Source organism: Citrobacter sp. MGH103 (assembly GCF_001034475.2).
Taxonomy (GTDB): domain Bacteria; phylum Pseudomonadota; class Gammaproteobacteria; order Enterobacterales; family Enterobacteriaceae; genus Citrobacter; species Citrobacter freundii.
In genome coordinates this window covers 1181663-1205845 of the sequence record NZ_CP073043.1, presented here as the reverse complement: position 1 = coordinate 1205845, position 24183 = coordinate 1181663, and the positions used below count along the sequence as shown (strand labels likewise).

The following is a 24183-nucleotide window of genomic DNA, read 5'->3' as shown; positions in this document are numbered from 1 at the left end:
AATTATGCTTGTCCGCGCTCGCGCCACCAGGCGATAAGCTGCAGGTAGTTATCTTTAATGCGCGCCACCAGTTGCGCATCGTCAATATCGTGTTTCAACCACGCGCGGGAAGCGTCGCCAAACAGCGTGCGTCCCACGGCAAATCCTTTCACCACCGCATGACCCGCAGCCGCTTTGAAATCAGCGCGCAGTTGCTCTGCCGGTGCGTCCAGACCAAGGATCACCACGCCACGGCAGTGCGGATCGCGCCGTTCAATAATGTCACTCAACGCCGTCCAGCCAGCAGAAGTCAGCGGTGGGAGTTTCCACCAGTCGGGGTAAATCCCTAAGTTGTAGAAGCGGGAAATGGCGCGCAAATACAGTTCATCACTGCGCGGCATACTGGCCGGCAAAATCACCTCCAGCAGCAGCTCATGACCTGACTGACAACAGGCGCGGTACACCTCGGCGATTTTCTGTTCTTGCTCCAGACGCAACGCGTGGGCATCTTCCGGATGGAAAAAAACCAGACACTTCACCACATGTTCCTGCGGCCAACTGATGAGCTGCGAGCCAATATTGCCGTGTTCCATCTCCAGCGGGCGAGATCCCGGCAGTTCGATAGGGCGACCTATCCACCAGCCCTCTCCGGTTATCGAATTCAGCGCATCCTGACCAAACGTACCGTCGCAAAGCAGCCCGGCCTTGCCCTCCAGCCCGGCGCTGTTGGCCGCTTCACGGCTGGCCTGCAAAATAAGCTGTTTCAATGCCGGAATACGCTTCAAAGACGCGCCGCACTGTAGCGCCATCTCTTCAAGCTGACTGCGGTGATCGAAAGCCATCACGCACAGTTCCGACCATGTGCGACGGCGAGTCGTCACGCGATGCAAATGGTTGAGATGCGGATCGAGATCCGGACGCGGAACCTCCGCAGCGCGAGAAAGATAATCATCAAGCTCAACTTTGCTCGGCATCGCCGGCGCACAGCCGTGACGAGATACCACCAGCGCACCACAGGCATTAGCATAGCGGCACGCCTGCTCCCATCCCTCATCGTTCAGGTAGCCGCGCAGCAGGCCGGACATAAACGCATCCCCCGCCCCCAACACGTTCAGCACCTCCACGCGTACGCCGGTCACCGTCAGGCCATCGTCCAGCCGGGCCGGGATCGCGTCGGTATACACCGAGCTACCGAGCGCACCGCGCTTGCAGACCAGCGTCGCGTTACTCACGCCGCGAACCTGCGACAGCGCCTGCAGTGTATCGGTACTGCCGCCCGCGATATGAAACTCCTCCTCGGTGCCGACAATCACATCAAAAAGATGCAACACCTCCTGCAACTGACGGGTGACCTGATCGGCGGCGATAAAACGTGTTTCGCCGTCGCCTAAGGATGTAAGCCCCCACAGCACCGGGCGATAGTCGATATCCAGCGCCGTACGCACGCCGTGACGGCGGGCGTAAGCGAGCGCCGTCAACACCGCCTCGCGGGTTTGCGGATGAGAAAGATGCGTCCCGGTGATGGCAAGACAACGAGCAGAAGCGATGTACTGTTCATCAACATCGCTGGCGGTAATCGCCATATCCGCGCAGTTATCACGGTAAAAAATCAGTGGGAAGGTGTCCCGGTCTTTAATGCCGAGTAGCACCAGCGCTGTCAGGCGGTCTTTATCGGTAATCAGATGGCTAGTATCGCAGCCTACCTGGTTTAATTCTTCACGCAGGAAACGCCCCATATGTTCGTCGCCAACCCGCGCCAGCATTGATGAACGCAGTCCCTGTCGCGCCGTTCCGTAGGCCACGTTGCCGGACGATCCGCCAAGATATTTGGCAAAGCTCGACACATCTTCCAGGCGTGCGCCAATCTGCTGACTGTAGAGGTCAACCGCCACGCGGCCCATGCATATCACATCAAACTGCTTTTCCACGTTGATACCTCTTCAGACAATGTCGTTCACATTCAGCCAGCGGCCTTCCTGGTGCGAGAGTGCGATGGCGTCAAGCACACGCGACACCTTCCAGCCCTCTTCGAAGTCCGGCCACATCGGCGCGTCGGCGGCAATGCCGTACACCAGATCGCGCACTTCCACCGTTTTCTGGTCGTTAAAGCCGATGCCATGCCCGGCTCCCATACAAAACGCGCCGTAGTCCGGATGCGCCGGACCAACCAGTAAAGTGCGAAACCCCTGGCGGTTGACCGGATCGTCATGCAAATAGAGCTTCAGCTCAGCCATGCGCTCCTGGGTAAAACTGATGGTTCCTTTGGTCCCGGTAATCACATACGACAACCCCATCTTGCGGCCACAGGCGACGCGAGAGGTTTCAATCACCCCTTGCGCACCGCCTGCAAAGCGCACCATAGCGTGGGCCTGATCTTCGTTCTCTACCGTCACCATTTGCGAGGAACCGACCTGCGCCGGACGCTGTGGCACCACGATCTTCAGGTCGCCGCAGACCTGATGAATATCCCCAACCAGGTACTGCGCCATATTAACGATATGCGCCGCCAGATCGCCAAGTGCCCCCAGACCCGCCGTTTCTTTAAAACAGTGCCAGTGGATCGGCGCAAGCGGATCGGCCATGTAGTCTTCGTTGTGGGTGCCGTAGAAATGGATCACCTCGCCAATTTCTCCGCGCTCAATGATCTCTTTCGCCAGCTGCGCCGTTGGGTTCTTCATATAGTTGAACCCCACCAGGGTTTTCACTCCTGCCCGCTGTGCAGCCTCAACCATTTCACGCGCGTCGTGGGCGTTCAGCGCCAACGGCTTTTCCGAGTACACATGCTTGCCGTGGCGAATCGCTTCCAGCGCCATCTCTTTGTGCAGATGGTTGGGAGAGCAGATATCCACCACATCAATGGCCGGGTCGGCCACCAGCGCCCGCCAGTCTCCGGTTGAGCGATTGAAGCCAAACGCCTGCGCCCGCTCGGCGGCCAGCTCCGGAGAAACTTCCGCTACCATTTCACGCACCAGTTTGCCGCGCAGGTTAAACACCGTCGGGGCCTGGGCATAGGCGATAGCGTGCGCCTTGCCGATATACCCGGTGCCAATCAATCCAATACGAACTTCTTTCATCATGATCCTCACAGTGCGCCGCGACGGCTCTTGGCGTAGGTATCGAACGCCACCGCCAGAACGATAATTAAGCCGGTAATAATTTGTTGGTAGTAAGCCGAGACGTTCATCAGCACCAGACCGTTAATCAGGATGCCCATGATGATCGAGCCGATAATGGTGCCGCCGATACGCCCGTACCCACCCATCAGCGAAGTGCCGCCAATGACCACCGAAGCGATGACGCGCAGCTCAAAGGAGATCCCGGCGACCGCTTCCGCACTGCCTAAACGCGCACTGAGGATGAAGCCCGCCAGCCCAGCCAGACAGCCAATCAATACGTAGACGCTCACCAGCACGCGCTTCACATTGACCCCTGCCAGACGCGCCGCCTCCGGGTTGCCGCCGATGGCGTACACGAAGCGCCCCCAGCGGGTTTTATGCAGTGCCAGGTAACCGCCTACGGCCACCAGAGCAAAGATCCAGATTGGAATCGAAATGCCGAGCAGTTCGCCGCGTCCCCACCAGCGGTATCCCGCGTCGAAACCGGCAATCGGCGCGCCGTCGTTGATCACCAGCGTCAGGCCGCGCCAGATGGTCATCCCACCGAGGGTGACGATAAACGGCGGAAGACGCAGGCGGGTCACGCCGAGGCCATGCAGAAAACCAATCGCGGTGCCCATCGCCATACAGATACCAAGGCCAATCAGCCAGCTCATGCCGCCCCAGGCGTTCGGATCGACGGTGGTGAAGTTGTCGCCCTTGATCACATACGCGGCGGTCATAGCGCAGACCGCCAGGATAGAGCCCACCGACAGATCGATGCCGGCAGTCAGAATGACAAACGTCATCCCCACCGCCATGATTCCGTAGATGGAGACTTCGGTCAGAATGTTGAAAATGTTGCGTTCAGAAAGAAAATTGCTGTTCTGCAACTGAAAGAAAATCAGCAGCAGGATCATAAAAATCAGCACCCCAAAGCGCTCAAAAAAGGCAATGGGATCAAGACGTCCACCGCGTTTGGCTGGAACCTGCGTTTTAGAAATAATCTGCGTCATGAGTCACTCCGTTATGCCGCATTCAGGGCGTTATGGTTGATGGCCATCATCGTCATTAGCCGCTCTTCGTTGGCGTCATCGCCGTGGATCTCGCCAGTCACCCGACCTTCACTCAACGTGATGATCCGATCGGAAACCGCCATGACTTCCGGCAGATCGGAGGAGATCACAATCACCGCCACGCCCTTTTTCGCCATATCAAACAGCACCTGATGGACTTCTGATTTGGTGCCAACATCGATGCCGCGCGTCGGTTCATCCACAATCAACACCCGAGGGTTAAGCGCCATGCAGCGCGCGAGGATCACTTTTTGCTGGTTTCCGCCGGAGAGCTTGCGCACCTCCTGCGCACTGTTGACCATTTTGATCTGCAGCGCCTGCCGGTAAGACTCAATCAGGGCATCTTCTTTGCGGGTATTCACAAACCAGCGCCAGTGCAGCAGTGACGACAGGCTGGAGAGCGACAGGTTGTCGCGGATCGACAGCCCCAACACTGCCCCCTCTTTTTTACGATCTTCCGGTACCAGCGCCAGCCCCTGATCCAGCGCAAACAGCGGATCGCGCGGCTGATACGGCACGCCATCAAGTTCAAAGCTGCCGGAGGTAAAACCGTCGGCGCCAAACAGGCAGCGGGCCACTTCGGTGCGCCCGGCACCCACCAGTCCGGCAATACCTAATACTTCGCCAGCATGCACGTGGAAGCTAATGTCGTGCAGCGCGATGCCATGCGGATCCAGCGGCGGTTTTTCGCGGCTAAGCCCCTTCACCGCCAGACGCACAGGTTTATCTTCATGGTGAGTTTCGCTGGCCGGGCGGCGATTAAAGGCCACATCGCGCCCCACCATCAGGCGGATCAGCTGTTCTACGGTGGTCTGTGCAACCGCGCCATTCCCGGTGAATCGTCCATCCTGAAAAACGGTGAACTGGTCGCAGAGTTGAAAAACTTCATGCAGGCGATGGGTGACGTAGATAATGCTCACGCCACGCCCTTTAAGTTCCCGCACCACCCGGTGCAGACTTTCTACTTCGCTGTCGCTCAGCGCGGCGGAAGGTTCGTCCATGATGATCAGCTTCGCGTTCAACGTCAGCGCCCGCGCAATTTCCACCATTTGCTGCTGCGCCACGCTCAGTCGGGCCACGGCCGTGGTTGGCGCAACGTTCAGTTGCAGGTAATCCAAAATTACCTGCGCCTCCTGATTTACCGCCTTTTCGTCCACAATCAGATTGCGTTTACGCGGTTCACGTCCGAGGAACATATTCTCGGCGACGGTCATATTGGGCAGCAGATTAAATTCCTGATAAATCGTGATAATGCCCTTGTTCTGCCGCTCAACCGGAGAGTCTTCTACCGGCAATGTTTCGCCGTTGAACCAAATATCCCCGCGTGTTTGCGGCTGTGCGCCCGCCAGCGCTTTCAGCAGGGTCGATTTTCCGGCACCGTTCTCACCTAACAGCGCATGAATTTCGCCTGCTCCGACAGTCAGTTGTGCGCTGCTCAGCGCCCAAACGCCGGAAAAGCTTTTCGCCAGGTCGGTCACTTTCAGTAAGGGTTGCGACATCGGTCTGCTCCTCCTTTAGAGGGAGCCGCCGTAACGGCGGCTCCGGACATATCAGTTACCGGCCTCACCGATACGCTCAGCCTGCTGCAAATTTTCTTTAGTGATAAGCGTTGGCGGGTAGTCAGCCCCGGTGATCGCAGTCTTCTCACGGACGTTATTCACCAACTGGCTCATGGCCGTTTTCACCGCAAAGCCAGGACGTTGATCCGCCGTCACTGCCAGCCAACCGTCGCGCACACGCGCCAGTGCTTCCGGCACGGCATCGAATCCCGTGACCAGAACTTCACCCGGCTTCAGTCCTTGCCCCTGTAACGCTTCAATCGCGCCCAGCGCCATATCGTCGTTAGCGGAGAGGATCACCTGCGGACGCTTCGGCAGCGAAGGCAGCACGCTTTCAACAATGCGCATCCCTTCAGAACGCATCCAGTTACCGGTCTGATCGGCAACGATCTTGTACTTTTCACCACCCGCCTTCAGGCTGTCGCGAATACCTTTAGTACGTTCAATGTTGGAGGAGGAGCCTGGCTGGCCGGTCAGCAGAATAATGTCTGCCCCGTCTGGGAATTTGGTTTTGACAAAGTCGCCAATCGCCTCGCCGCCTTTGTAGTTGTTCGCGCCGAAGTGTGGCACTTTTTTCTGGCTGTCAACGGAGCGGTCGAGCGTGACCACGGGCAGTTTCGCATCCTGAATTTCATCTACCGCGCTGGATACCGCGTTGACATCGTTCGGCGAAACAATAAAGCCCTGTGCGCCACGAGTTATGGCGTTTTCCAGGTCAGCGACCTGTTTTGGCGAGCTACCCTGCCCGTCCAGGACCTGTAAATTCACGCCCATCTCTTTTGCGGCTTTCACCGCCGTGCGCTGCATGTGAACTTCAAATGGCATCGCCAGGTTTGGCGTACTGAAAACAATTTGCTCATTTTCAGCAATGGCTGCCCCAGATGTCATGGCGATGAGGACAGCTAAGATCAATTTTTTCATTATTATGTCTCTCTGTGTAGGGTAGGTTGTGGTGACAATCAGAGGAGAACTTCACGCTGGCTATGCAGTGACTCCAGCGCTTTATCCGCCAGATACAGCGCACGCTCGCCATCGTCCCCGCTGCAATCAGGGACCGCTTCGCCGCGCAGTACCGCAACAAAGTGTTCCCATTCCGCGGCATAGGCCGATTTATAACGCTGCAGGAAGAAGTGTTCAGGTAACGCGCTGGTGCAGCCCTGTTTGCCGTAATGCTGCACCTGGTTTTCGAGAATATTGCCCGCGCACAGCAGCCCTTCAGAGCCGTGCAGCTCAAGGCGCTGATCGTATCCGTAAGAAGAACGGCGGCTGTTGACGATGGTCGCCATCGCGCCGGAGGCATATTTCAGTACGATGAACGCGGTGTCGATATCGCCCGCTTCGCCAATCGCCGGATCCACCAGATTGCTGCCCTGGGCATACACCGAAACCGGCTCTTCGCCCATGATAAAGCGCGCCATATCAAAATCGTGGATGGTCATATCGCGGAACATACCGCCGGACACACGCACATATTCCGCAGGCGGCGGCGACGGATCGCGGGAGATGATCAGCAGCGATTCCGGTTTACCGATACGCCCGGCCAGTGCGTCAGTTTTCACGCGGCGAAACTGCGGATCGAAGCGGCGGTTGAAACCGATAAACAATGGTACGTCGTACTCTTTGACCACTTTCAGGCAGTCGCGTACACGGGCCAGATCCAGGTGGACCGGTTTTTCACAGAAGATGGCTTTGCCGTGGCGTGCGGCCATTTCAATCAGATCCGCGTGGGTATCGGTCGCGGAGGCAATCAGCACGGCGTGAACGTTAGGGTCCGTCATCGCCTCATCCAGGCTTTGCAAACGAGCCTGGTACTGTGTGGCAAGACGAGTGGCAAATTCCTGATTCGGGTCGACGACCGACCAGAGGGTAGTAGCACTGTGACTGGCAATGTTAGCTGCATGTACCTGGCCAATTCGGCCAGCGCCCAGTAAAGCAATGTTAAACATAACGGCTCCCGGTGTTGGTGAATGCGATGAACTAACGACCCTTTAAATAAAACATTTATTTCATTTTTATAAATAGTGAAAATTATATTTTTTGGTGCAAGTTAACACTTTTGAGATGATCGAGATAAAATTTGTTATCAATATCACAACATAAAGACAGGAAAGATGAAGGAATTGGCCCCCTTCCGTTCAGGAAGGAGGTGATGGATGAAGAGAAAGGAAAAATGAAATGAAAATTTCGTTGTCGCAGGTTGCCGGATGACGACGCTAACGCCTTATCCGGCCAGAAGGTAGAATCCGCTGTAGGCCGGATAAGCGCAGCGCCATCCGGCATTAATCGCTTTTAGTACTGACGTGCGTTTTTCACCTGCTCAAACGTCTGCTCAGCCGCTTTTCGCACCGACGGAGAGTCTGCCACCTGCGCATCGCCAGTGCGCCACCAGGAGGCATAGTCGTGGGTCATGGTTTTCGGCAGAACTTTGATATCCAGCAGCACAGGCCCCGAATGCACACGGGAGGCTTCCAGCGCCGCCAGCAGGCTTTGCTCGTCATGTACGCGCCATGCCCGACAGCCGTAGCTTTCCGCGTTTTTAGCAAAATCGACCTTCACCAACGGTCCATCTAACCGTCCGGTTTGCGGGTTGCGGTGGCGGTTTTCCGTACCGAAACTCCCCATCCCATGCCCCATCTGCAGGTTGTTAATGCACCCGAAGCTGGCGTTATCAAACAACAGGATAGTGACTTTTATCCCCTCCTGAACGGCGGTTTGTAGCTCGGAATGCAGCATCATGTATGAGCCATCCCCCACCATGGCATAAACCGGCTGCTGTGGCTTCGCCAGCCTGGCCCCAATAGCAGCCGCAATTTCATAGCCCATACAGGAGTAGCCGTATTCCAGGTGATAGCTGTCCGGGGTTTTGACCTGCCAGATACGCTGTAAATCGCCAGGCAGCGATCCAGCGGCCCCCACGACGATAGCGTTATCTTCAATGTGCTGATTGATAAGTCCCAGCACCTTCGTCTGGGTCAACCGGGTGTTTAGCGTGTCGCCATATTCCGCTAACTGAGCGTCAAGATGCCCTGCCACTTCGGGTTCGTCGTCGGGACGCCAGTCGCGATCCCATAAACGTTGGCACTCATCGCGCCAAGCCGCTTGCGCCTGCGTGACCTCCTTCCCCCAATCGCTGCGGTAGTCTTTCAGCGTTTCAGTTAACGCCGTAAGCCCGGTACGGGCGTCGGCGATAAGCGCAGTGGCATCAAGCTTCAGCGCGTCAAACTCCGCCACGTTCAGCAGCAGGAACTCAACCTCCGGATGAGAAAACAGCGCTTTCGAACCGGTGGTAAAGTCGGTGAGGCGCGTACCGATGCCGATCACCAGATCGGCTTTTGGTGCGAGCTGATTCGCTGCCATCCCTCCAGTTACTCCAATGCCTCCGAGATTAAGTGGGTGGTCACTAACCAGTGCGCCTTTTCCGGCCTGAGTTTCGGCAAACGGCAGTTGCAGCGTTTCAACAAACATACGAAACGCCTCATGCGCACCGGAATATCGTACCCCGCCGCCGCATACCACCAGCGGACGGCGTTTGCGGGCAATCAGCGCCCGCGCCATCGCCAGACGCTGTGGGTCGGGCGGTCGACGTTCAATCAGATGAACGCGGCGCGTAAAGAAACTCTGTGGATAGTCCCAGGCTTCTCCCTGTACATCCTGTGGCAGGCAGATGGTCACGGCACCAGTATCTGCGGGGTCAGTAAGCGTTCGCATCGCGTTTAGCATCGCACTCATTAACTGCTCCGGGCGGTTAATCCGGTCCCAGTAACGCGAGACCGGGCGGAAGCAGTCGTTGGTACTGATGCCAAGGTCATGGTATTGCTCAATTTGCTGCAATACCGGGTCCGGCTGACGGCTGGCGTAGACATCGCCTGGCAATAACAACAGAGGAATACGGTTCGCCGTCGCGGTTGCCGCTGCGGTCACCATGTTTGCCGCTCCCGGCCCAACCGATGACGTCACGGCAAAAATACGCTGGCGCCGATGCTGTTTGGCGAATCCGGTCGCCATGTGCGCAATTCCCTGCTCATTACATCCCTGCATCACCTGCAAATGACCGGGATCCTGCTCCAGCGCCTGGCCAATGCCAAGCACATTACCGTGACCAAAGATGGTGGCGACCCCCTCGACAAAGGGCGTTTCCACGCCATCGACACAGATATATTGTTGATTAAGGAATTTGACCAGCGCCTGAGCCATGGTCATACGTTCGGTTTGCATAACCCCTCCTGTCAGCCCAGCGTTGGCATGGAGAACGCTGCCCCTGTGTCCTGCAGCATCTCCGGCCAGCGTGCGGTGACGGTTTTCATCCGGGTATAGAAGCGCACGCCATCATTGCCGTGAACATTGAGCGCACCAAAAATGGACCGCTTCCAGCCGCCAAAACTGTGGAACGCCATCGGCACCGGAATAGGCACGTTAACGCCCACCATGCCCGCCTGCACCTCTTCGCAGAAACGACGCGCACAGCCGCCATCACGTGTGAAAATTGCCGTGCCGTTACCATATTCATGACGATTAATCAGTTCCACCGCGCTGCTGTAATCTGCTACGCGCACCACAGAAAGCACCGGTCCAAAAATCTCTTCTTTATAAATGGTCATCTCCGGCGTGACGTTATCAAACAGGGTCGGCCCAACAAAATAACCCTGCTCATGGCCTTTAACGCTAAAACGTCGACCATCCACGCGCAGACTGGCTCCTTGAGATTCCCCACTGTCGATATACCCGAGCACTTTATTCCGATGCACCGAGGAGATAAGCGGTCCCATTTCGTTTTCCGGTGTCTGATCAAGCCCCGGCCCGACACGCAGCGCCGCAATCTGTTTTTCCAGTCTCGAGCACAGCTCATCTGCCGTTTTATCACCCACCGCCAGCACGACAGAAAGCGCCATGCAGCGTTCACCCGCCGCGCCGTAAGCGGCACCCATAATGGCGTTGGTCGCCATATCCATGTCGGCATCCGGCATTAAAATGCAGTGATTTTTAGCACCACCTAACGCCTGGCAACGCTTACCGTGGGCTGACGCTGTCTGATAAATGTATTCCGCAATCGGCGTAGAGCCGACAAAGCTCACGGCTTGCACGCGCGGGTCAGTCAGCAGCACGTCGACGGACTCTTTATCTCCCTGTACGACGTTGAACACGCCGTCCGGCAGGCCCGCCTCTTGCAGCAGTTTCGCCAGAGCCAGGGCGAGAGAAGGATCTTTTTCCGAGGGTTTCAGCACAAAGGTATTCCCGGTTGCCAGCGCGATGGGGAACATCCACATCGGTACCATTGCCGGAAAGTTAAACGGCGTGATCCCGACGCAAACCCCGAGAGGTTGCATCAGCGAATGGCTATCGACGCCGGTGCCTACGTTGGCTGAGTGTTCGCCCTTTTGCAGATGTGGGATGCCGCAGGCAAACTCCACCACTTCCAGGCCGCGGGTCAGCTCACCAACTGCGTCAGAGAACACCTTGCCATGCTCTTCGCTGATGATGCGAGCCAGCCTCTCCATGTTTTCTTCCAACAGCGCCTTAAAGCGGAACATCACTCGCGCACGTTTTAACGGAGAATGGCGCGCCCACCCGGGGAATGCGTCGTGCGCTGCCGCAATGGCCTGCTCGGTTTCCTGTATCGTACTCATCACCACCTGGCGGATCTGCTCGCCGGTGGCCGGGTTGAAGATTGCCTGAACGCGCTGGCCTGAACCGGTGACACATTCGCCGTGGATAAAATTCGCTACTGTCTCCATCCTTAACCTCTCGCTGTTGATACGTGACTGTTACCTGAACACTGTTATCTGTGTACTATATATGAAACAAACATTCCATTTTAAGTTGAAATAAAATAAATAATGATTAATGTGATCAAGGATGGGTTTTTATGTTAACAAGCGGAATCGCATGATTAGCATGCACTGGCAGAACGTTTCAGCGAACGGCAAACCTGAAGCTTTTGTTTCGTTTTTACAGCCAGATGAATGAGTGACATTTCAAAGACGCGGTTTTGCGTTTAGAATCATAAAACTATGTACCAGGAGGTAAAATGACAACAGCAACCAGCCTGAACGAGCTGCAGCAGCAAATCCGCGATCGCTACGATAGCCTGAGTAAGAGGCTGCAGCAGGTGTCCCGCTATGTGCTGGATAATACCAATAGCGTGGCCTTTGATACGGTTGCCGTCATTGCTGAACGTGCCGGAGTGCCACCCTCAACGCTGATCCGCTTCGCCAATGCCTTTGACTTCACCGGCTTCAACGAAATGAAACAGCTGTTTCGTATGAACCTAGTGGAGGAAACCGCCAGCTACAGCGACCGCGCGCGCATGTTCCGTGAGATGGAAAGCGAAGCCGTGCCGGAAACCCCGCTCGATATCCTGCAGGAGTTCGCCCGTTCGAATACTCAAGCGCTCCAGCAGCTGGCAGCCCGTGCCGAACCTGAAATGCTGGAACGCGCCGTACAATTGCTGGCAGAAGCCGACACCATTTACATCGCCGGTCTACGTCGTTCGTTTAGCGTCGCCGCCTATCTTACCTACGCCCTGAGCCATCTTGAGTGTCGCCCTATTTTGCTCGACGGAATGGGCGGAATGCTGCGCGAGCAGATTAACCGCATTAAAGCGCGCGATATCGTGGTGTCGATAAGCTTCTCGCCTTATGCGGAAGAAACGGTGATGGTCAGCGAAACTGCAGCCAATGCCGGCGCGCGCCAGATCGTGATTACCGACAGCCAGATAAGCCCGCTGGCAACGTTCAGCGATCTCTGCTTTGTGGTGAAAGAGGCGCAGGTCGACGCGTTTCGCTCCCAGTCAGCGACGCTGTGCCTGGTACAGTCACTGGTCGTGGCGCTGGCTTACCGGCTAGGTGACGGGAGTAATGAACGCGGTCATTCTGTCGGTTGATGAGCGACGCGAAAATTGATGATCCGCTTTATTACATTCCCGCCAGCGTGACGTGAAATCGTGATGTCTGCAGTTACTTTTATGGTCGTTGAAAATATCACCATCATTCAGCGACCGGATAAAATACAATCCGTTATTACCATGAGCTACAATTATATTAATTTTAGATAATCAACAATGCGTGTGCTGACAATAATACGCAAAGGTTTACTATAGCCCTGTCTTTTTTAAGCAGGAAAGTAAAATGAAAAATACAAAAGGGTTGATGATTATTGCCCTTGCTTTCACCCTGGCATCATGTGCCGCCATTCCTGAGAATATCAAAGGTAATAATCAACCCGATATCCAAAAAAACTTTATCTCCGTGCATAACCAGCCTGGTTTATATACCGGTCAGCAGGCCCGCTTTGGCGGTAAAGTCATCAATGTGATTAACACCAAAAAAGATACGTTGCTGGAAATCGCCGTTTTGCCACTGAACGACTCTGCTAAGCCACAAATTGACGCGAGCTATCAGGGACGTATTCTTGCCCAGCAGAAAGGTTTCCTCGATCCGGTAAACTACAGAAACCATTTCGTGACTATTTTGGGAACAATTCAAGGAGATGAGTCAGGTTTCATCAACAAAGTCCCGTACAACTTTGTTAAAGTTGATTTACAAGGTATCCAGGTTTGGCATTTAACTGAGTCTGTCAACACCACTTATAATATGTGGGATTATGGTTACGGTGCGTTCTGGCCAGAGCCGATGTGGGGAGCGCCTTACTACGCTAATACAGTAACTCAGGTAACTCCGGAGCTAGTGAAATAATCCCAGAGGTAAGATGGCGCGACTATATTCCGGAGTCAGGTGTTGGCAAACAACCCTTCTCATTACCCCGCGTTTATCTTATTGCGCCATCCTGCTTCAGGAGATCCTTCGCTTAACATGCATTCTTCCTGTTACATATAATTTTTAACCGCTAATTCTTTAGCGAAGAAATGGGCTTTACCCTTCTCATGCCTGACCATCTTTTGTTATTTACCGACAACTCCCCCACCCTGCATGCAATAAAAGAACATTTGTGTTTACACATTATTCAGGGATTACTATGAACAGAAAATGCTTATTGTTGATACCATTATTCTTTAGTAGCGTCATCATCACCGCCTGCGATAATAAACCTGCAGTAAAAACCACCATGGAGCCCGAGGTCGGCGTTGTTACCTTAGCCCCCTCCTCAGTAAATATTAAAAGTGAACTTCCGGGTCGCGCGCTTGCGTTCGAGATCGCCGAAATCCGCCCTCAGGTTGGTGGGATCATCATAAAACGCAACTTTGTTGAAGGTGATAAAGTCAGCAAAGGAGAATCACTGTATCAAATTGATCCAGCCCCACTGCAGGCACGACTGGACTCAGCCAAAGGCGCGTTGGCAAAGGCACAGGCTACCGCCAATAATGTTCGTCTGACACTAAATCGGCAGTCAGCATTAATAAAATCTAATTACGTCAGCCGCCAGGACTATGACACCACGCTTTCACAGCTTAATGAAGCGCAAGCCAATGTTGCCGTCGCTAAAGCGGATCTTGAACAAGCCACCATCAATCTTCGATACGCCAATGTTACCTCGCCCATTGATGGCATTAGCGGCAAATCTTCCGTGACCGTGGGTGCCCTGGTTACTGCCAATCAGGAAAACTCGCTGGTCACCGTTCAGAGATTAGATCCGATCTATGTTGATTTAACGCAGTCAGTACAGGACTTCTTACGCCTGAAAGAAGAGAAAGCTAACGGCAAAATTGCCCAGCAACAAGGCAAAATTCCGGTTGAGCTGATGCTGGAAAACGGCAAACCCTATCGCCATACCGGTACGCTTGAGTTTTCCGATCCCGCTGTTGATGAGACCACCGGTTCGGTAACCCTGCGCGCCGTATTTCCCAATCCTGAAGGTGAAATTTTACCCGGCATGTATGTCACTGCGTTGCTGGACGAAGGCAGTCAACAAAACGTGTTGATGGTCCCCCAGCAAGGAATTACGCACAACGAGCAAGGAAAAGCCACCGCGCTGATCCTTGACCAGGAAAACGTAGTGCAACTGCGTGAAATAAACGCAGTGAAGGCCGTTGGTAATCAATGGTTAGTGACCGCGGGATTACGCCCCGGCGATCGGGTCATTGTGTCCGGATTACAAAGAATTCGTCCGGGAAGCAAAGCCCGGGTCCTCCCTTCAAAACTGAACACACCTGACACGGTAGCTGAACAGTAATATTTCAGGTATTAAGGACACTTTCTTTATGGCCAACTTTTTTATTGAGCGCCCAGTTTTCGCCTGGGTGCTCGCTATTATCATGATGTTTACGGGCGGTATCGCGATAATGAACCTGCCAGTCGCCCAATATCCACAAATTGCGCCCCCAACCATTACCATCAGCGCGGCCTACCCCGGGGCAGATGCAAAGACCGTTGAAGACTCCGTCACCCAGGTGATTGAACAGAATATGAATGGTCTTGATGGCCTGATGTATATGTCATCCACCAGTGATGCGGCAGGTAATGCCTCGATTATCCTGACCTTCAAAACGGGTACATCACCCGATATTGCGCAGGTTCAGGTACAGAATAAACTGCAGCTGGCGATGCCTTCCTTGCCACAGGAAGTACAACAGCAAGGGATCAGCGTTGATAAATCCAGCAGCAATATCTTAATGGTCGCCGGTTTTATCTCTGATAATAACAGCCTGAGCCAATATGATATTGCCGACTATGTGGCCTCGAACATTAAAGATCCGCTAAGCCGCACTGCCGGGGTGGGGAGCGTGCAGTTATTCGGTTCGCAATACGCCATGCGCATCTGGTTGGATCCGCAAAAGCTCGACAAGTATAACCTCACTCCCGAGGACGTCATTACCCAGCTCAAAGTACAGAATAATCAGATATCTGGCGGGCAACTGGGGGGCATGCCTCAGTCAGCCGATCAGCAATTAAATGCGTCGATAATCGTCCAGACGCGTCTGCAAACAACCGATGAATTTGGCAAGATCTTCCTTAAAGTTCAGCAAGATGGTTCTCAGGTTCTGCTGCGCGATGTCGCACGCATTGAGCTGGGTGCGGAAAATTATGCCACGGTTGCACGTTACAACGGCAAACCCGCCGCTGGGATCGCGATTAAACTTGCCGCAGGCGCCAATGCCCTTGAAACGTCCCAGGCTGTTAAACAAGAGCTGAACAGATTATCAGCCTGGTTTCCGGCCAGCATGAAAACCGTTTATCCCTATGACACCACGCCGTTTATCGAAATTTCGATTCAGGGTGTTTTTCATACTTTGATCGAGGCAATCATTCTGGTATTCCTCGTCATGTACCTGTTTTTGCAAAGTTTTCGTGCGACGCTCATCCCCACTATCGCCGTTCCGGTGGTTATCCTTGGCACCTTTGCCATTCTCGACGTCGCCGGTTTTTCGATTAATACGCTCACGATGTTTGGCATGGTGCTGGCGATAGGGTTGTTAGTCGATGATGCTATCGTGGTGGTTGAGAACGTAGAACGTATTATTGCTGAAGAGCACTTGTCTCCAAAAGCGGCAACGCATAAAGCAATGGGCCAGCTCCAGAGGGCGCTGGTTGGTATTGCCGTCGTGTTATCCGCCGTATTTATGCCGATGGCATTTATGAGCGGCGCGACAGGAGAAATTTTCCGTCAGTTTTCCATCACCTTGATCTCCTCCATGCTGCTGTCGGTGTTTGTGGCGATGAGCCTGACGCCAGCACTCTGCGCCATGCTGTTAAAAGCACACGATGACGAGCAGGCAAATACGCATTTTCTGTTTACCCGATTCAATCATTTCATGGAGAAATGCACTCAGCACTACACGGACAGCACCCGAAAACTGTTACGTTGCACGGGCCGTTACATGGTCGTTTACTTAGTCATTGGCGCGGGCATGATGGTGCTGTTTTTACGTACGCCGACCTCCTTTTTGCCTGAAGAAGACCAGGGGGTATTCATGACCACGGCGCAATTGCCCTCAGGTTCAACGATGGTGAACACCAGCAAAGTGCTTGGAGAAATTACAGATTACTACCTGACGAAAGAACAGAAAAACGTTGCTTCTGTTTTCACCGTCGGCGGATTTGGTTTCAGCGGTCAGGGACAAAATAATGGCCTGGCGTTTATCAGCCTGAAGCCGTGGTCAGAACGCGTTGGCGAAGAAAACTCGGTTACCGCCATTATTCGACGGGCAATGAAGGCCTTAAGTACCATCAATAATGCCGTCGTTTATCCGTTCAATTTACCCGCGGTCGCGGAATTGGGCACCGCATCAGGGTTTGATATGGAGTTGCTGGATAACGCTAATCTTGGGCACGAAAAAATGATGCAGGCCCGAAACGAGCTTTTGGCTCTGGCCAATCAGTCCTCAGGTGAGGTCGACGGGGTGCGCCCAAACGGCCTGGAAGATACGCCGATGTTCCGCATTCACGTCGACGCCAAAAAGGCTGAAGCTATGGGCGTTGCGTTATCGGATATTAATCAGACCATCTCCACCGCGTTCGGTAGTCGCTATGTCAATGATTTCCTGAACCAGGGGCGCGTAAAAAAAGTGTATGTCCAGGCCGATACGCCCTTCCGTATGTTGCCTGACAATATCAATCACTGGTATGTACGTAATGCCTCTGGCGCGATGACCCCGCTTTCCGCCTACTCATCAACCGAGTGGACCTACGGCTCTCCACGCCTTGAACGCTATAATGGTCAGCCAGCAATGGAAATTCTGGGCCAGCCGGTAGAAGGGAAAAGCAGCGGTGATGCGATGAAATTTATGGCATCGCTGATTAATAAACTGCCCGCAGGCGTCGGTTATGCCTGGACCGGTCTGTCTTATCAGGAGGCGCTATCCACAAACCAGGCACCAATGCTGTACGGCATTTCGCTGATCGTCGTATTTCTGGCGCTGGCGGCGCTGTATGAAAGCTGGTCGATCCCTTTCTCGGTGATGCTGGTTGTGCCAATCGGGGTGGTCGGCGCGTTGCTGGCCACCGATCTGCGCGGCCTGAGCAATGATGTTTATTTCCAGGTCGGCCTACTCACCACGATGGGGCTATCGGCTAAAAATGCTATTTTGATCGTCGAGTTTGCCGTCGAGATTATGCAGAAAGAAGGGAAAACGCCGCTTGAAGCCGCGGTGGAAGCCGCGCAAATGCGCTTACGTCCTATTCTGATGACCTCACTGGCCTTCATCCTGGGGGTAATTCCACTAGCAATAAGCAACGGCGCGGGCTCTGGCGCGCAAAATGCCGTCGGTACGGGGGTTATCGGTGGGATGCTGGCCGCGACGGTACTGGCGATCTATTTTGTTCCAGTATTCTTTGTACTCGTTGAAAATACGTTAGCGCGATTTAAAGCCCGACGTTGATCCCCTGCCCTATCCCTGGGTTTAGATTATTAAATCCAGGGATGGGACTTCATTTGTCAGGTCTACAGTTATTAGTGGGCACGGCTATCCAGCGAGTTTCTCGTGGATAGCAGGGTAAGCATTACGCGGACTTTTCTTGTAGGGGAACAACTGGGGCAGGTACAGAGGTTGTCAATTCTAACTAAAGCCAGGCTATCAAAACGGTTAATCAATAGTGCAGACCGGAACCTTTCAGATTTACAGCCAGTTCACCCAGTTTTGTATTCGGATGCTGATGACACATTTTAACCATTTTCGGTACAGCTTCCGTTTCCACCTCATGCAGGGGAACATAATCATCGCCTTTAAAGTCCGAGTTTTTATTCACAATCACAAAGGCAATTGCCGTCTTGTATTGCTGACTCATATCAACGAATTCTTTACAGGTCATATCTTGTGGCGCCGCTTCCGTTGCCTGAGTAGCAAAAGCACGGGTCATTGGCGCCATAACAGAGGTCACAAGAATAGCTGCAGAAACCATCATTTTAATATTCACTATGCGCTCCAGAGGTAGCATTAATTTTTATCGGCGAGCTTATCAGTTTTTACCAGCGTCGCATTTCTACGCAGACTGATAAAAGCTAAAGAACTAAAGATCATCTCGACACCAATAAAAATTGAGGTAAATACATACGATCTGTCGGGATCCATATTCAGCCAGACGCCGGCAATAAGCAGGTCAAAAATACCAATAAAAATGTTCCATCCATAACCCGGACTGTGGAACAGTTTGACCCCAGATGCGATACGAAAAATACCACCCAGAATAAACAGGCAGCAAAATACCATTGCCAATGAATTCATGCCTATCACAGGATTCACCAGGAAACAGTAACCCAGCAGTAACCACGCGATAGCAAAAAAGGCATAGGTAAATTTGGCTTTCAATTGCTTTTTACTTGAGCTAAACAGGCTATAAATAGAATAAAAACCACATACCAGGAACATAAAGCCAGTTGCATAGCTTAAATAAACACCTGCAGCAATCGGATAAATCAAGCAGCAGATGCCACAAATCAACATCAACACCGCCATAATCGTCGCATGCTTTTTATAATGAACGAGTGTTTTTTCATTAAACGCTCTCAGGCTACGCTGATTAAAAACAAACATACATCCTCCGTTATACATAAACGCAATGTAACCTGTTGACACAAGAATTATTACTCACTCAACATATGTTACTTACAATGGAATGATAAGACTTCCGCTAAGGAAGCGTATATAAGAACAAGAGAATGTCGCTATGCGTATATTCCTACACATGTCAGACATCTGACACTTGTAAGATTAAACGGTCATTATTCTATCGTGGTTCTGATTTCGCTCTTTAACATTATTTAATATGCTTATTGCGTTTGGTGACATATACCAAATTTATTCAGGAGAAAGTAATGAAAAAGATTATTCTTGCGGGTGTGCTTGCAACCATGATGGGTTCAGCACCAGTGATGGCTGCTACTGCTACCACAACTACTCCGGAGCAAGCTACTACCGCAAATGTACAAAAAGAAGCTGCCGATATTATGCAGGTCGCAGTGCAAGGCGCAAATGCGATGCGTGATATTCAGCTTGCTCGTTTGGCCCTGTTTCATGGACAGCCTGACAGCGCTAAAAAATTAACCGATGACGCCGCTTCCCTGCTGGCAGGCGACAGCAAAGATTGGGCGAAATTTGTAAAAACTGCGCCTAAAGCCAAGATGATTGACGATCAGTACGTGGTTATTAACGCTACGATCGCGCTGTCAGAAGACTATATTGCCACTCCAGCCAAAGAATCCGCTATCAAAACAGCGAATGGCAAAATGGCCAAAGGCGACTGGAAAGGTGCAGTGGATACCCTGCAACTGGCTGGTATCAGCGTGCTTCAAACCCAATACCTGATGCCCCTGAATCAGACTCGTAAAGCCGTTACCAGCGCGCAAAAACTGCTGTCTTCCGGTAAATATTATGAAGCAAACCTTGTGTTAAAAGGTGCTGAAGAAGGTATTGTGATCGATAGCGAGATGATTGGCGCAGGCCAGTAATACTCAGCACTACGGAGTGTTGAACCAGGACTTTCTCTCCTGATCGGGCAGCTACGGCCACCCGATCAGGGGGATTAATGGCTAATCAGACTGTCTATCTCAATCTCAATTTCCCGCATAACAGCAATAATCTTCTGCAATGCCTCCTGGCGTACTGCCAGAGGAAGATCGTCAGGTCGTCTGGATTCGAAAGGTTCGCACAGGTTTTGTAGCGCAGTGATGCCCAGAATTTGCGCCGAGCCATGCAACCGGTGAAGAGCGCGCAAAAACAGCTGAGGTTCATCTTGCAGAACAGCTTTCTCAGCCGCTTGTATATCATTCAGCGTTGCCTCGCGAAATGTCTCGAGAATCTCGTTCATTAGTGCGCGATCGCCGCCGGTATTCTCCGTCAACACATTGAATTTCAAATGCCGGATTGAACAAGGAGACGAATAACCGGTTTCGATTTTACTCAACTCATGTGTCAGTGTCTGAATCGACACAGGCTTGAACAGGCACAAATTCATACCATTTTGCAGGCATCGATCGCGTGACTGTGGAAGTGCGCTGGCCGTCAGTCCCCATATTTGTAAATTCGGCTGTTGACGACGTAGCGAAGCCGCGAGATCAAACCCGTCTTTTTTCGGCATATTTACATCGGTTATCAGCAGATCGTACGATTTTTTCGCCAGTTTGGCTTCTGCCTCCTCCCCATCACACGCTTCATCCACGTTGTAGCCAATGGCATTCAACTGTCGCTTGAGCAGCAGGCGATTGGTCGGGTTATCGTCTGCAATCAAAATAGACAGACACGGAAGCGGTAACAGAGTACCAAGCGCATCGCCATCCGGTACAATCGACTGTCGAGCCGTTTCAACCGGCAGCGTTATGGTAAACGTGGTTCCTTGCAACGGGACGCTCATCAACTCCAGCGTCCCACCCATCAGCGTCACCAGTTCTTTACAGATAAATAATCCCAGACCGGAACCGGTTTGTTGACGCCCGCAACGCCCCTGAGCGTAACGATGAAACAGCCCCGCCTGCTCCTCTTCACTAATCCCGCAACCGGTGTCGCTAATGGCAATGGTCAGGGTACCGTGATTCTCCCCGTCAGGCGACAAACGGGCCGTCACATGAATACTGCCCTGCTCGGTAAACTTCAACGCATTACCTACCAGGTTGGTGAGAATTTGCCGCAAAGCCTGCTGATCGACAAATACCCGTTCGTTTGCCGGCAACTGGCTAACGCAAGCCAGCGTAATGCCTTTCTGTCTGGCTAAAGCATCGAAAGAGTGGCACTGCAATTCAATGAGCTGCGAGAGATCCGTCCATTGAGGAACAACCTGGTATTTACCAGACTCAATCTTATCCAGATCCAGAATCTTACCGATCAGCCCAAGCAATGACTGGGCTGTCGCCCCGGTAAGGGCAATCGCCTCTTTTCGCTGTGCCGGGCTGAGTTCTGAACTCGACAGTAATTCCACAAAGCCAACAATCGAGCTTACCGGGGTACGTAATTCATGGCTCATACTCGCCAGAAAGCGACTTTTGGCCTTGGTTGCTTCAATCGCTTTATTCTTTTCGTTTTCCAGTTCTTGAGATAATGCCTCTTTGAGATGAAGCTGCTCTTCCAGTAGCCGCTGAGATAGTTTCCTTTTTTTTACCTCACGGGAGAGTGAGATCCCCCAGATCAGGCTAATCGCTATCAGCAGCAGCGCGAATATCCCCAGTTGATAGAACTGTTTGCTATATCGACTCCATAAATCAACCTGCGTATTGGAAATTTTCGACCACTTCTCCGTCATCTGCAAAATCTCACGTGGCGGTATGGCCTGTAGCGCTTTATCCATAACAGACTTCAACATAGGCTCGTGGGAAGAAATCGCAAAACTTACTGAGGCACCAGGCATATCTGGAAGCCTAAAAAAGTGCATATTTTTCTGATAGTAATGATCGACCATAAACCTTGCTGACAATTCAGTAGCAATTGCCGCATCAGCGCTGCCCTCCTTGACCATGGCCATCGCAACGCTGCCAGTATCAGCATTAACCCAGGTGGCCTGCGGATAACGTTGCTTCAGCTCGCTTTCCAGCACATGCCCGGCAGGTAGCGCAATACGTATCGGCTTCTCCAGTAGCGAGTCGGCGGTTTCCTCACGGGAAGTGATCATCACAAATGCCACATTCATCAGAGGATCGCTAAAGGTCGAATTGTGCGGGTTTTGATGAGTGAGCGTGATAGTGGGATACATATCCCACTGTTCGCCGCTTATTTGCTTTGTCTGCTCGCTTTTAGAGTTAGCTAAAATGGGTTCAAAATCGAGCCCCGTTTGCAGATGAATAATATTCAGTAAATCGCCAAGAATACCGCGTAATTCACCGCTGCGATCGACCAGCGTATAGGGCGGGTAATCTGGGTTGATTAAAATGCGGATGACATGCTTTTTCTTCAACCACGCTTTTTCCTGAGTGGTGAAAGGTATAGGTGCATTCAGATAGGCAAGGTTGCCGCGGTTCAGCCAGTTCTGCATGACTTGCATATGAATTTCATTACTGATTGACGTAATGAAACCATCAAGAATATTTCTTAATACCGGCTGATCTTCGTTAACGACAAAATAATTATATTGTTCTTGCTTATCAAAGTAGTGCGTAATAACCAGTGATTGTGAGAAGTATCGAGAGATGCAATGGCTGCTGGTGATATTGTTACCAATATAATATTGGTTATCACCATTCACTACCGAGGCCATGGCCTGATACTCGTCGTCATAAAATGAGACTTTAGCCTCAGGAAAAGCCCCCTGGATAACATCGAGAAAAGGGCAATCCCGCACGCACGCGACGCTAACCTGATGGTTCGTGGTCAGCGGCAGCATAGTGTTTTTTAGTGATGTTACAAGCGTCGGCCACGTCGTCAGCAATACCGAAGTACGCAACAAATTTCCGCCCACATCCTGGCGTCGGGACAGTTGGGTTATCAGCGTATCAACATCGTTATTGGCGAGCGCGGCCAGCGCCTCTTGCTCATTATCATACTGCTTTATAATGATTTTCAGATTGAGGTTCTTTTGCATTAACGCAAGGTAATCTGCGTTGACTCCCCGATAATATTCGCCGCTATTTTGATAAACAATGGGGGAGACTTCAGGTAACCAGGTACCAACAACCAAGGTTTTTTTATGCGCTAACCAGTTTGTTTCTTCCCTGTTCAAGCTGATATTTTGTACTGAAGTATTATAATTACTTTTTAGCTCAACTTGCCGAGCTGAGCTTACACCCGTAGACAACCCGATGGTAAATATGACCATCAAAAAAATAAACAAGCGTTCCAGCATTACTCTATCCTATTTTATTTCTCTGCGCATAATCATAAATTTCCATTAATGATGAACAATCTAATTTTTCCGTCAACCGGCTTTTATAGGTACTCACCGTTTTATTACTGATATTCATTTTGCTGGCAATTGAGCTGTAATCCATGCCATTAAGGATATAACGCAATACTCTCATTTCCTGATTCGACAACGTATCAAGCTTATCCTGCTCGCTGACGGATGAACCAGTAAAATGCTCAAGGGAAAAGGGAAAATAGCTATAGCCATTTTTTGCTGCTTCGATTGCGGCAAGAATATTATTCATACCTTCTTTTTTACTCACAAATCCATTGGCACCATATTCGGCGCTACGTTTGCCGTAAAAAAATTCATTTTTGGCTGAAATGATAATGATTACACCAGCATAGTGCCGCTTTCTCAGTTGCTCCAGCACTTCGATGCCACTGATACCGGGAATATCTACATCGATAATCAACAGCTCCGGCTTAGTTTTTTCAACGGTTTGAACCACTTGATCTCCGCTGTCGAGTTCGGTGGTCACAGCGATACCATTAGTATCGAGTAAGTTGCGAATGGCAATGCGTGCCAATGGGTGATCGTCAACGATTATCGCGTTCATTGCGTATAAGAATCCCGATAAATAAAGAGAGGCGATGGCTATAGAGCAGGCGAGCCTTCAACATTATAATTTCTGAAAATAAGGCTTTATCAGGTAAATCCTAACATAATCACGCGTATATTTTATTCATTTTTTATAAAAAATGCAGAACAAGGTATAAACGCAACACTGTAATTTACAAATTTTAAACCTTGAGCCTAT

Annotated in this window: 17 protein-coding genes; 5 read left to right on the top strand and 12 right to left on the bottom strand. The window is 51.9% G+C overall.

Features of this window, described 5'->3' with window-relative positions:
• Window positions 1-2 precede the first annotated feature (2 nt).
• The 8 genes from SK33_RS05765 to SK33_RS05730 form a co-directional block, all read right to left on the bottom strand.
• Window positions 3-1907, bottom strand: a complete 1905-nt coding sequence (locus SK33_RS05765; protein WP_032949847.1) for a bifunctional 5-dehydro-2-deoxygluconokinase/5-dehydro-2-deoxyphosphogluconate aldolase — start codon at window positions 1905-1907, stop codon at window positions 3-5.
• A 12-nt stretch (window positions 1908-1919) separates the two neighbouring features.
• A complete protein-coding gene (locus tag SK33_RS05760; RefSeq protein WP_048218454.1) occupies window positions 1920-3053 on the bottom strand; it encodes a Gfo/Idh/MocA family protein in 1134 nt (377 codons plus the stop codon).
• 8 nt (window positions 3054-3061) lie between these two features.
• Complete coding sequence (locus SK33_RS05755; protein WP_003826102.1) at window positions 3062-4090, bottom strand: ABC transporter permease; 1029 nt, start codon at window positions 4088-4090, stop codon at window positions 3062-3064.
• 11 nt (window positions 4091-4101) lie between these two features.
• Window positions 4102-5649: a sugar ABC transporter ATP-binding protein gene (locus SK33_RS05750; protein WP_003839789.1), complete on the bottom strand. Its 1548-nt coding sequence runs from the start codon at window positions 5647-5649 to the stop codon at window positions 4102-4104.
• A gap of 51 nt (window positions 5650-5700) precedes the next feature.
• On the bottom strand, window positions 5701-6630 hold the full coding sequence (locus tag SK33_RS05745; protein ID WP_008321517.1) for a sugar ABC transporter substrate-binding protein: 930 nt from the start codon (window positions 6628-6630) through the stop codon (window positions 5701-5703).
• 38 nt (window positions 6631-6668) lie between these two features.
• The gene (iolG, locus tag SK33_RS05740) at window positions 6669-7655 is read right to left on the bottom strand and encodes an inositol 2-dehydrogenase (protein ID WP_003845960.1); all 987 of its coding nucleotides are present in this window, start codon (window positions 7653-7655) and stop codon (window positions 6669-6671) included.
• 343 nt (window positions 7656-7998) lie between these two features.
• On the bottom strand, window positions 7999-9924 hold the full coding sequence (gene iolD, locus SK33_RS05735; RefSeq protein ID WP_048218455.1) for a 3D-(3,5/4)-trihydroxycyclohexane-1,2-dione acylhydrolase (decyclizing): 1926 nt from the start codon (window positions 9922-9924) through the stop codon (window positions 7999-8001).
• 11 nt (window positions 9925-9935) lie between these two features.
• Window positions 9936-11441, bottom strand: coding sequence for a CoA-acylating methylmalonate-semialdehyde dehydrogenase (locus SK33_RS05730; RefSeq protein WP_008321514.1), 1506 nt, complete (start codon window positions 11439-11441; stop codon window positions 9936-9938).
• A gap of 293 nt (window positions 11442-11734) precedes the next feature.
• On the opposite strand from SK33_RS05730, the gene SK33_RS05725 reads away from it, so the two are divergent.
• From SK33_RS05725 to SK33_RS05710, 4 genes are all read left to right on the top strand, one after another.
• Window positions 11735-12589 carry a MurR/RpiR family transcriptional regulator gene (locus SK33_RS05725; RefSeq protein WP_003839777.1) on the top strand — a complete coding sequence of 285 codons (855 nt, stop codon included), beginning with the start codon at window positions 11735-11737 and terminating at the stop codon, window positions 12587-12589.
• A 244-nt stretch (window positions 12590-12833) separates the two neighbouring features.
• Complete coding sequence (locus SK33_RS05720; protein ID WP_003839775.1) at window positions 12834-13400, top strand: Slp family lipoprotein; 567 nt, start codon at window positions 12834-12836, stop codon at window positions 13398-13400.
• Window positions 13401-13680: 280 nt separating this feature from the next.
• Window positions 13681-14835 carry an efflux RND transporter periplasmic adaptor subunit gene (locus SK33_RS05715; RefSeq protein WP_003839773.1) on the top strand — a complete coding sequence of 385 codons (1155 nt, stop codon included), beginning with the start codon at window positions 13681-13683 and terminating at the stop codon, window positions 14833-14835.
• Between the two features lie 28 nt (window positions 14836-14863).
• The gene (locus tag SK33_RS05710; RefSeq protein ID WP_048218456.1) at window positions 14864-17980 is read left to right on the top strand and encodes an efflux RND transporter permease subunit; all 3117 of its coding nucleotides are present in this window, start codon (window positions 14864-14866) and stop codon (window positions 17978-17980) included.
• 208 nt (window positions 17981-18188) lie between these two features.
• Here the strand turns inward: SK33_RS05710 and SK33_RS05705 are convergent, their stop codons facing one another.
• Complete coding sequence (locus tag SK33_RS05705) at window positions 18189-18536, bottom strand: HdeA/HdeB family chaperone (RefSeq protein ID WP_008321512.1); 348 nt, start codon at window positions 18534-18536, stop codon at window positions 18189-18191.
• Complete coding sequence (locus SK33_RS05700) at window positions 18536-19132, bottom strand: DUF308 domain-containing protein (RefSeq protein ID WP_044699615.1); 597 nt, start codon at window positions 19130-19132, stop codon at window positions 18536-18538. The genes SK33_RS05705 and SK33_RS05700 overlap by 1 nt, the downstream gene beginning before the upstream one ends.
• Before the next feature lie 281 nt (window positions 19133-19413).
• Between SK33_RS05700 and SK33_RS05695 the strand changes: the two genes are divergently transcribed.
• Window positions 19414-20046: a YfdX family protein gene (locus SK33_RS05695; RefSeq protein WP_048218457.1), complete on the top strand. Its 633-nt coding sequence runs from the start codon at window positions 19414-19416 to the stop codon at window positions 20044-20046.
• 74 nt (window positions 20047-20120) lie between these two features.
• Here SK33_RS05695 and SK33_RS05690 read toward each other — a convergent pair whose 3' ends face one another.
• Window positions 20121-23363 (bottom strand): ATP-binding protein, encoded by a 3243-nt coding sequence (locus SK33_RS05690; protein ID WP_048218458.1) that lies wholly within the window; start codon window positions 23361-23363, stop codon window positions 20121-20123.
• Between the two features lie 4 nt (window positions 23364-23367).
• The gene (evgA, locus tag SK33_RS05685) at window positions 23368-23982 is read right to left on the bottom strand and encodes an acid-sensing system DNA-binding response regulator EvgA (protein ID WP_048218459.1); all 615 of its coding nucleotides are present in this window, start codon (window positions 23980-23982) and stop codon (window positions 23368-23370) included.
• Between the last annotated feature and the right edge of the window lie 201 nt (window positions 23983-24183).

Excerpts from the sequence above, each read along its gene's own strand:
- SK33_RS05760 (WP_048218454.1), bottom strand. The coding sequence starts at position 3,053 with ATGAAAGAAGTTCGTATTGGATTGATTGGCACCGGGTATATCGGCAAG.
- SK33_RS05755 (WP_003826102.1), bottom strand. The coding sequence starts at position 4,090 with ATGACGCAGATTATTTCTAAAACGCAGGTTCCAGCCAAACGCGGTGGA.
- SK33_RS05750 (WP_003839789.1), bottom strand. The coding sequence starts at position 5,649 with ATGTCGCAACCCTTACTGAAAGTGACCGACCTGGCGAAAAGCTTTTCC.
- SK33_RS05745 (WP_008321517.1), bottom strand. The coding sequence starts at position 6,630 with ATGAAAAAATTGATCTTAGCTGTCCTCATCGCCATGACATCTGGGGCA.
- iolG (WP_003845960.1), bottom strand. The coding sequence starts at position 7,655 with ATGTTTAACATTGCTTTACTGGGCGCTGGCCGAATTGGCCAGGTACAT.
- iolD (WP_048218455.1), bottom strand. The coding sequence starts at position 9,924 with ATGCAAACCGAACGTATGACCATGGCTCAGGCGCTGGTCAAATTCCTT.
- SK33_RS05730 (WP_008321514.1), bottom strand. The coding sequence starts at position 11,441 with ATGGAGACAGTAGCGAATTTTATCCACGGCGAATGTGTCACCGGTTCA.
- SK33_RS05725 (WP_003839777.1), top strand. The coding sequence starts at position 11,735 with ATGACAACAGCAACCAGCCTGAACGAGCTGCAGCAGCAAATCCGCGAT.
- SK33_RS05720 (WP_003839775.1), top strand. The coding sequence starts at position 12,834 with ATGAAAAATACAAAAGGGTTGATGATTATTGCCCTTGCTTTCACCCTG.
- SK33_RS05715 (WP_003839773.1), top strand. The coding sequence starts at position 13,681 with ATGAACAGAAAATGCTTATTGTTGATACCATTATTCTTTAGTAGCGTC.
- SK33_RS05710 (WP_048218456.1), top strand. The coding sequence starts at position 14,864 with ATGGCCAACTTTTTTATTGAGCGCCCAGTTTTCGCCTGGGTGCTCGCT.
- SK33_RS05705 (WP_008321512.1), bottom strand. The coding sequence starts at position 18,536 with ATGCTACCTCTGGAGCGCATAGTGAATATTAAAATGATGGTTTCTGCA.
- SK33_RS05700 (WP_044699615.1), bottom strand. The coding sequence starts at position 19,132 with ATGTTTGTTTTTAATCAGCGTAGCCTGAGAGCGTTTAATGAAAAAACA.
- SK33_RS05695 (WP_048218457.1), top strand. The coding sequence starts at position 19,414 with ATGAAAAAGATTATTCTTGCGGGTGTGCTTGCAACCATGATGGGTTCA.
- SK33_RS05690 (WP_048218458.1), bottom strand. The coding sequence starts at position 23,363 with ATGCTGGAACGCTTGTTTATTTTTTTGATGGTCATATTTACCATCGGG.
- evgA (WP_048218459.1), bottom strand. The coding sequence starts at position 23,982 with ATGAACGCGATAATCGTTGACGATCACCCATTGGCACGCATTGCCATT.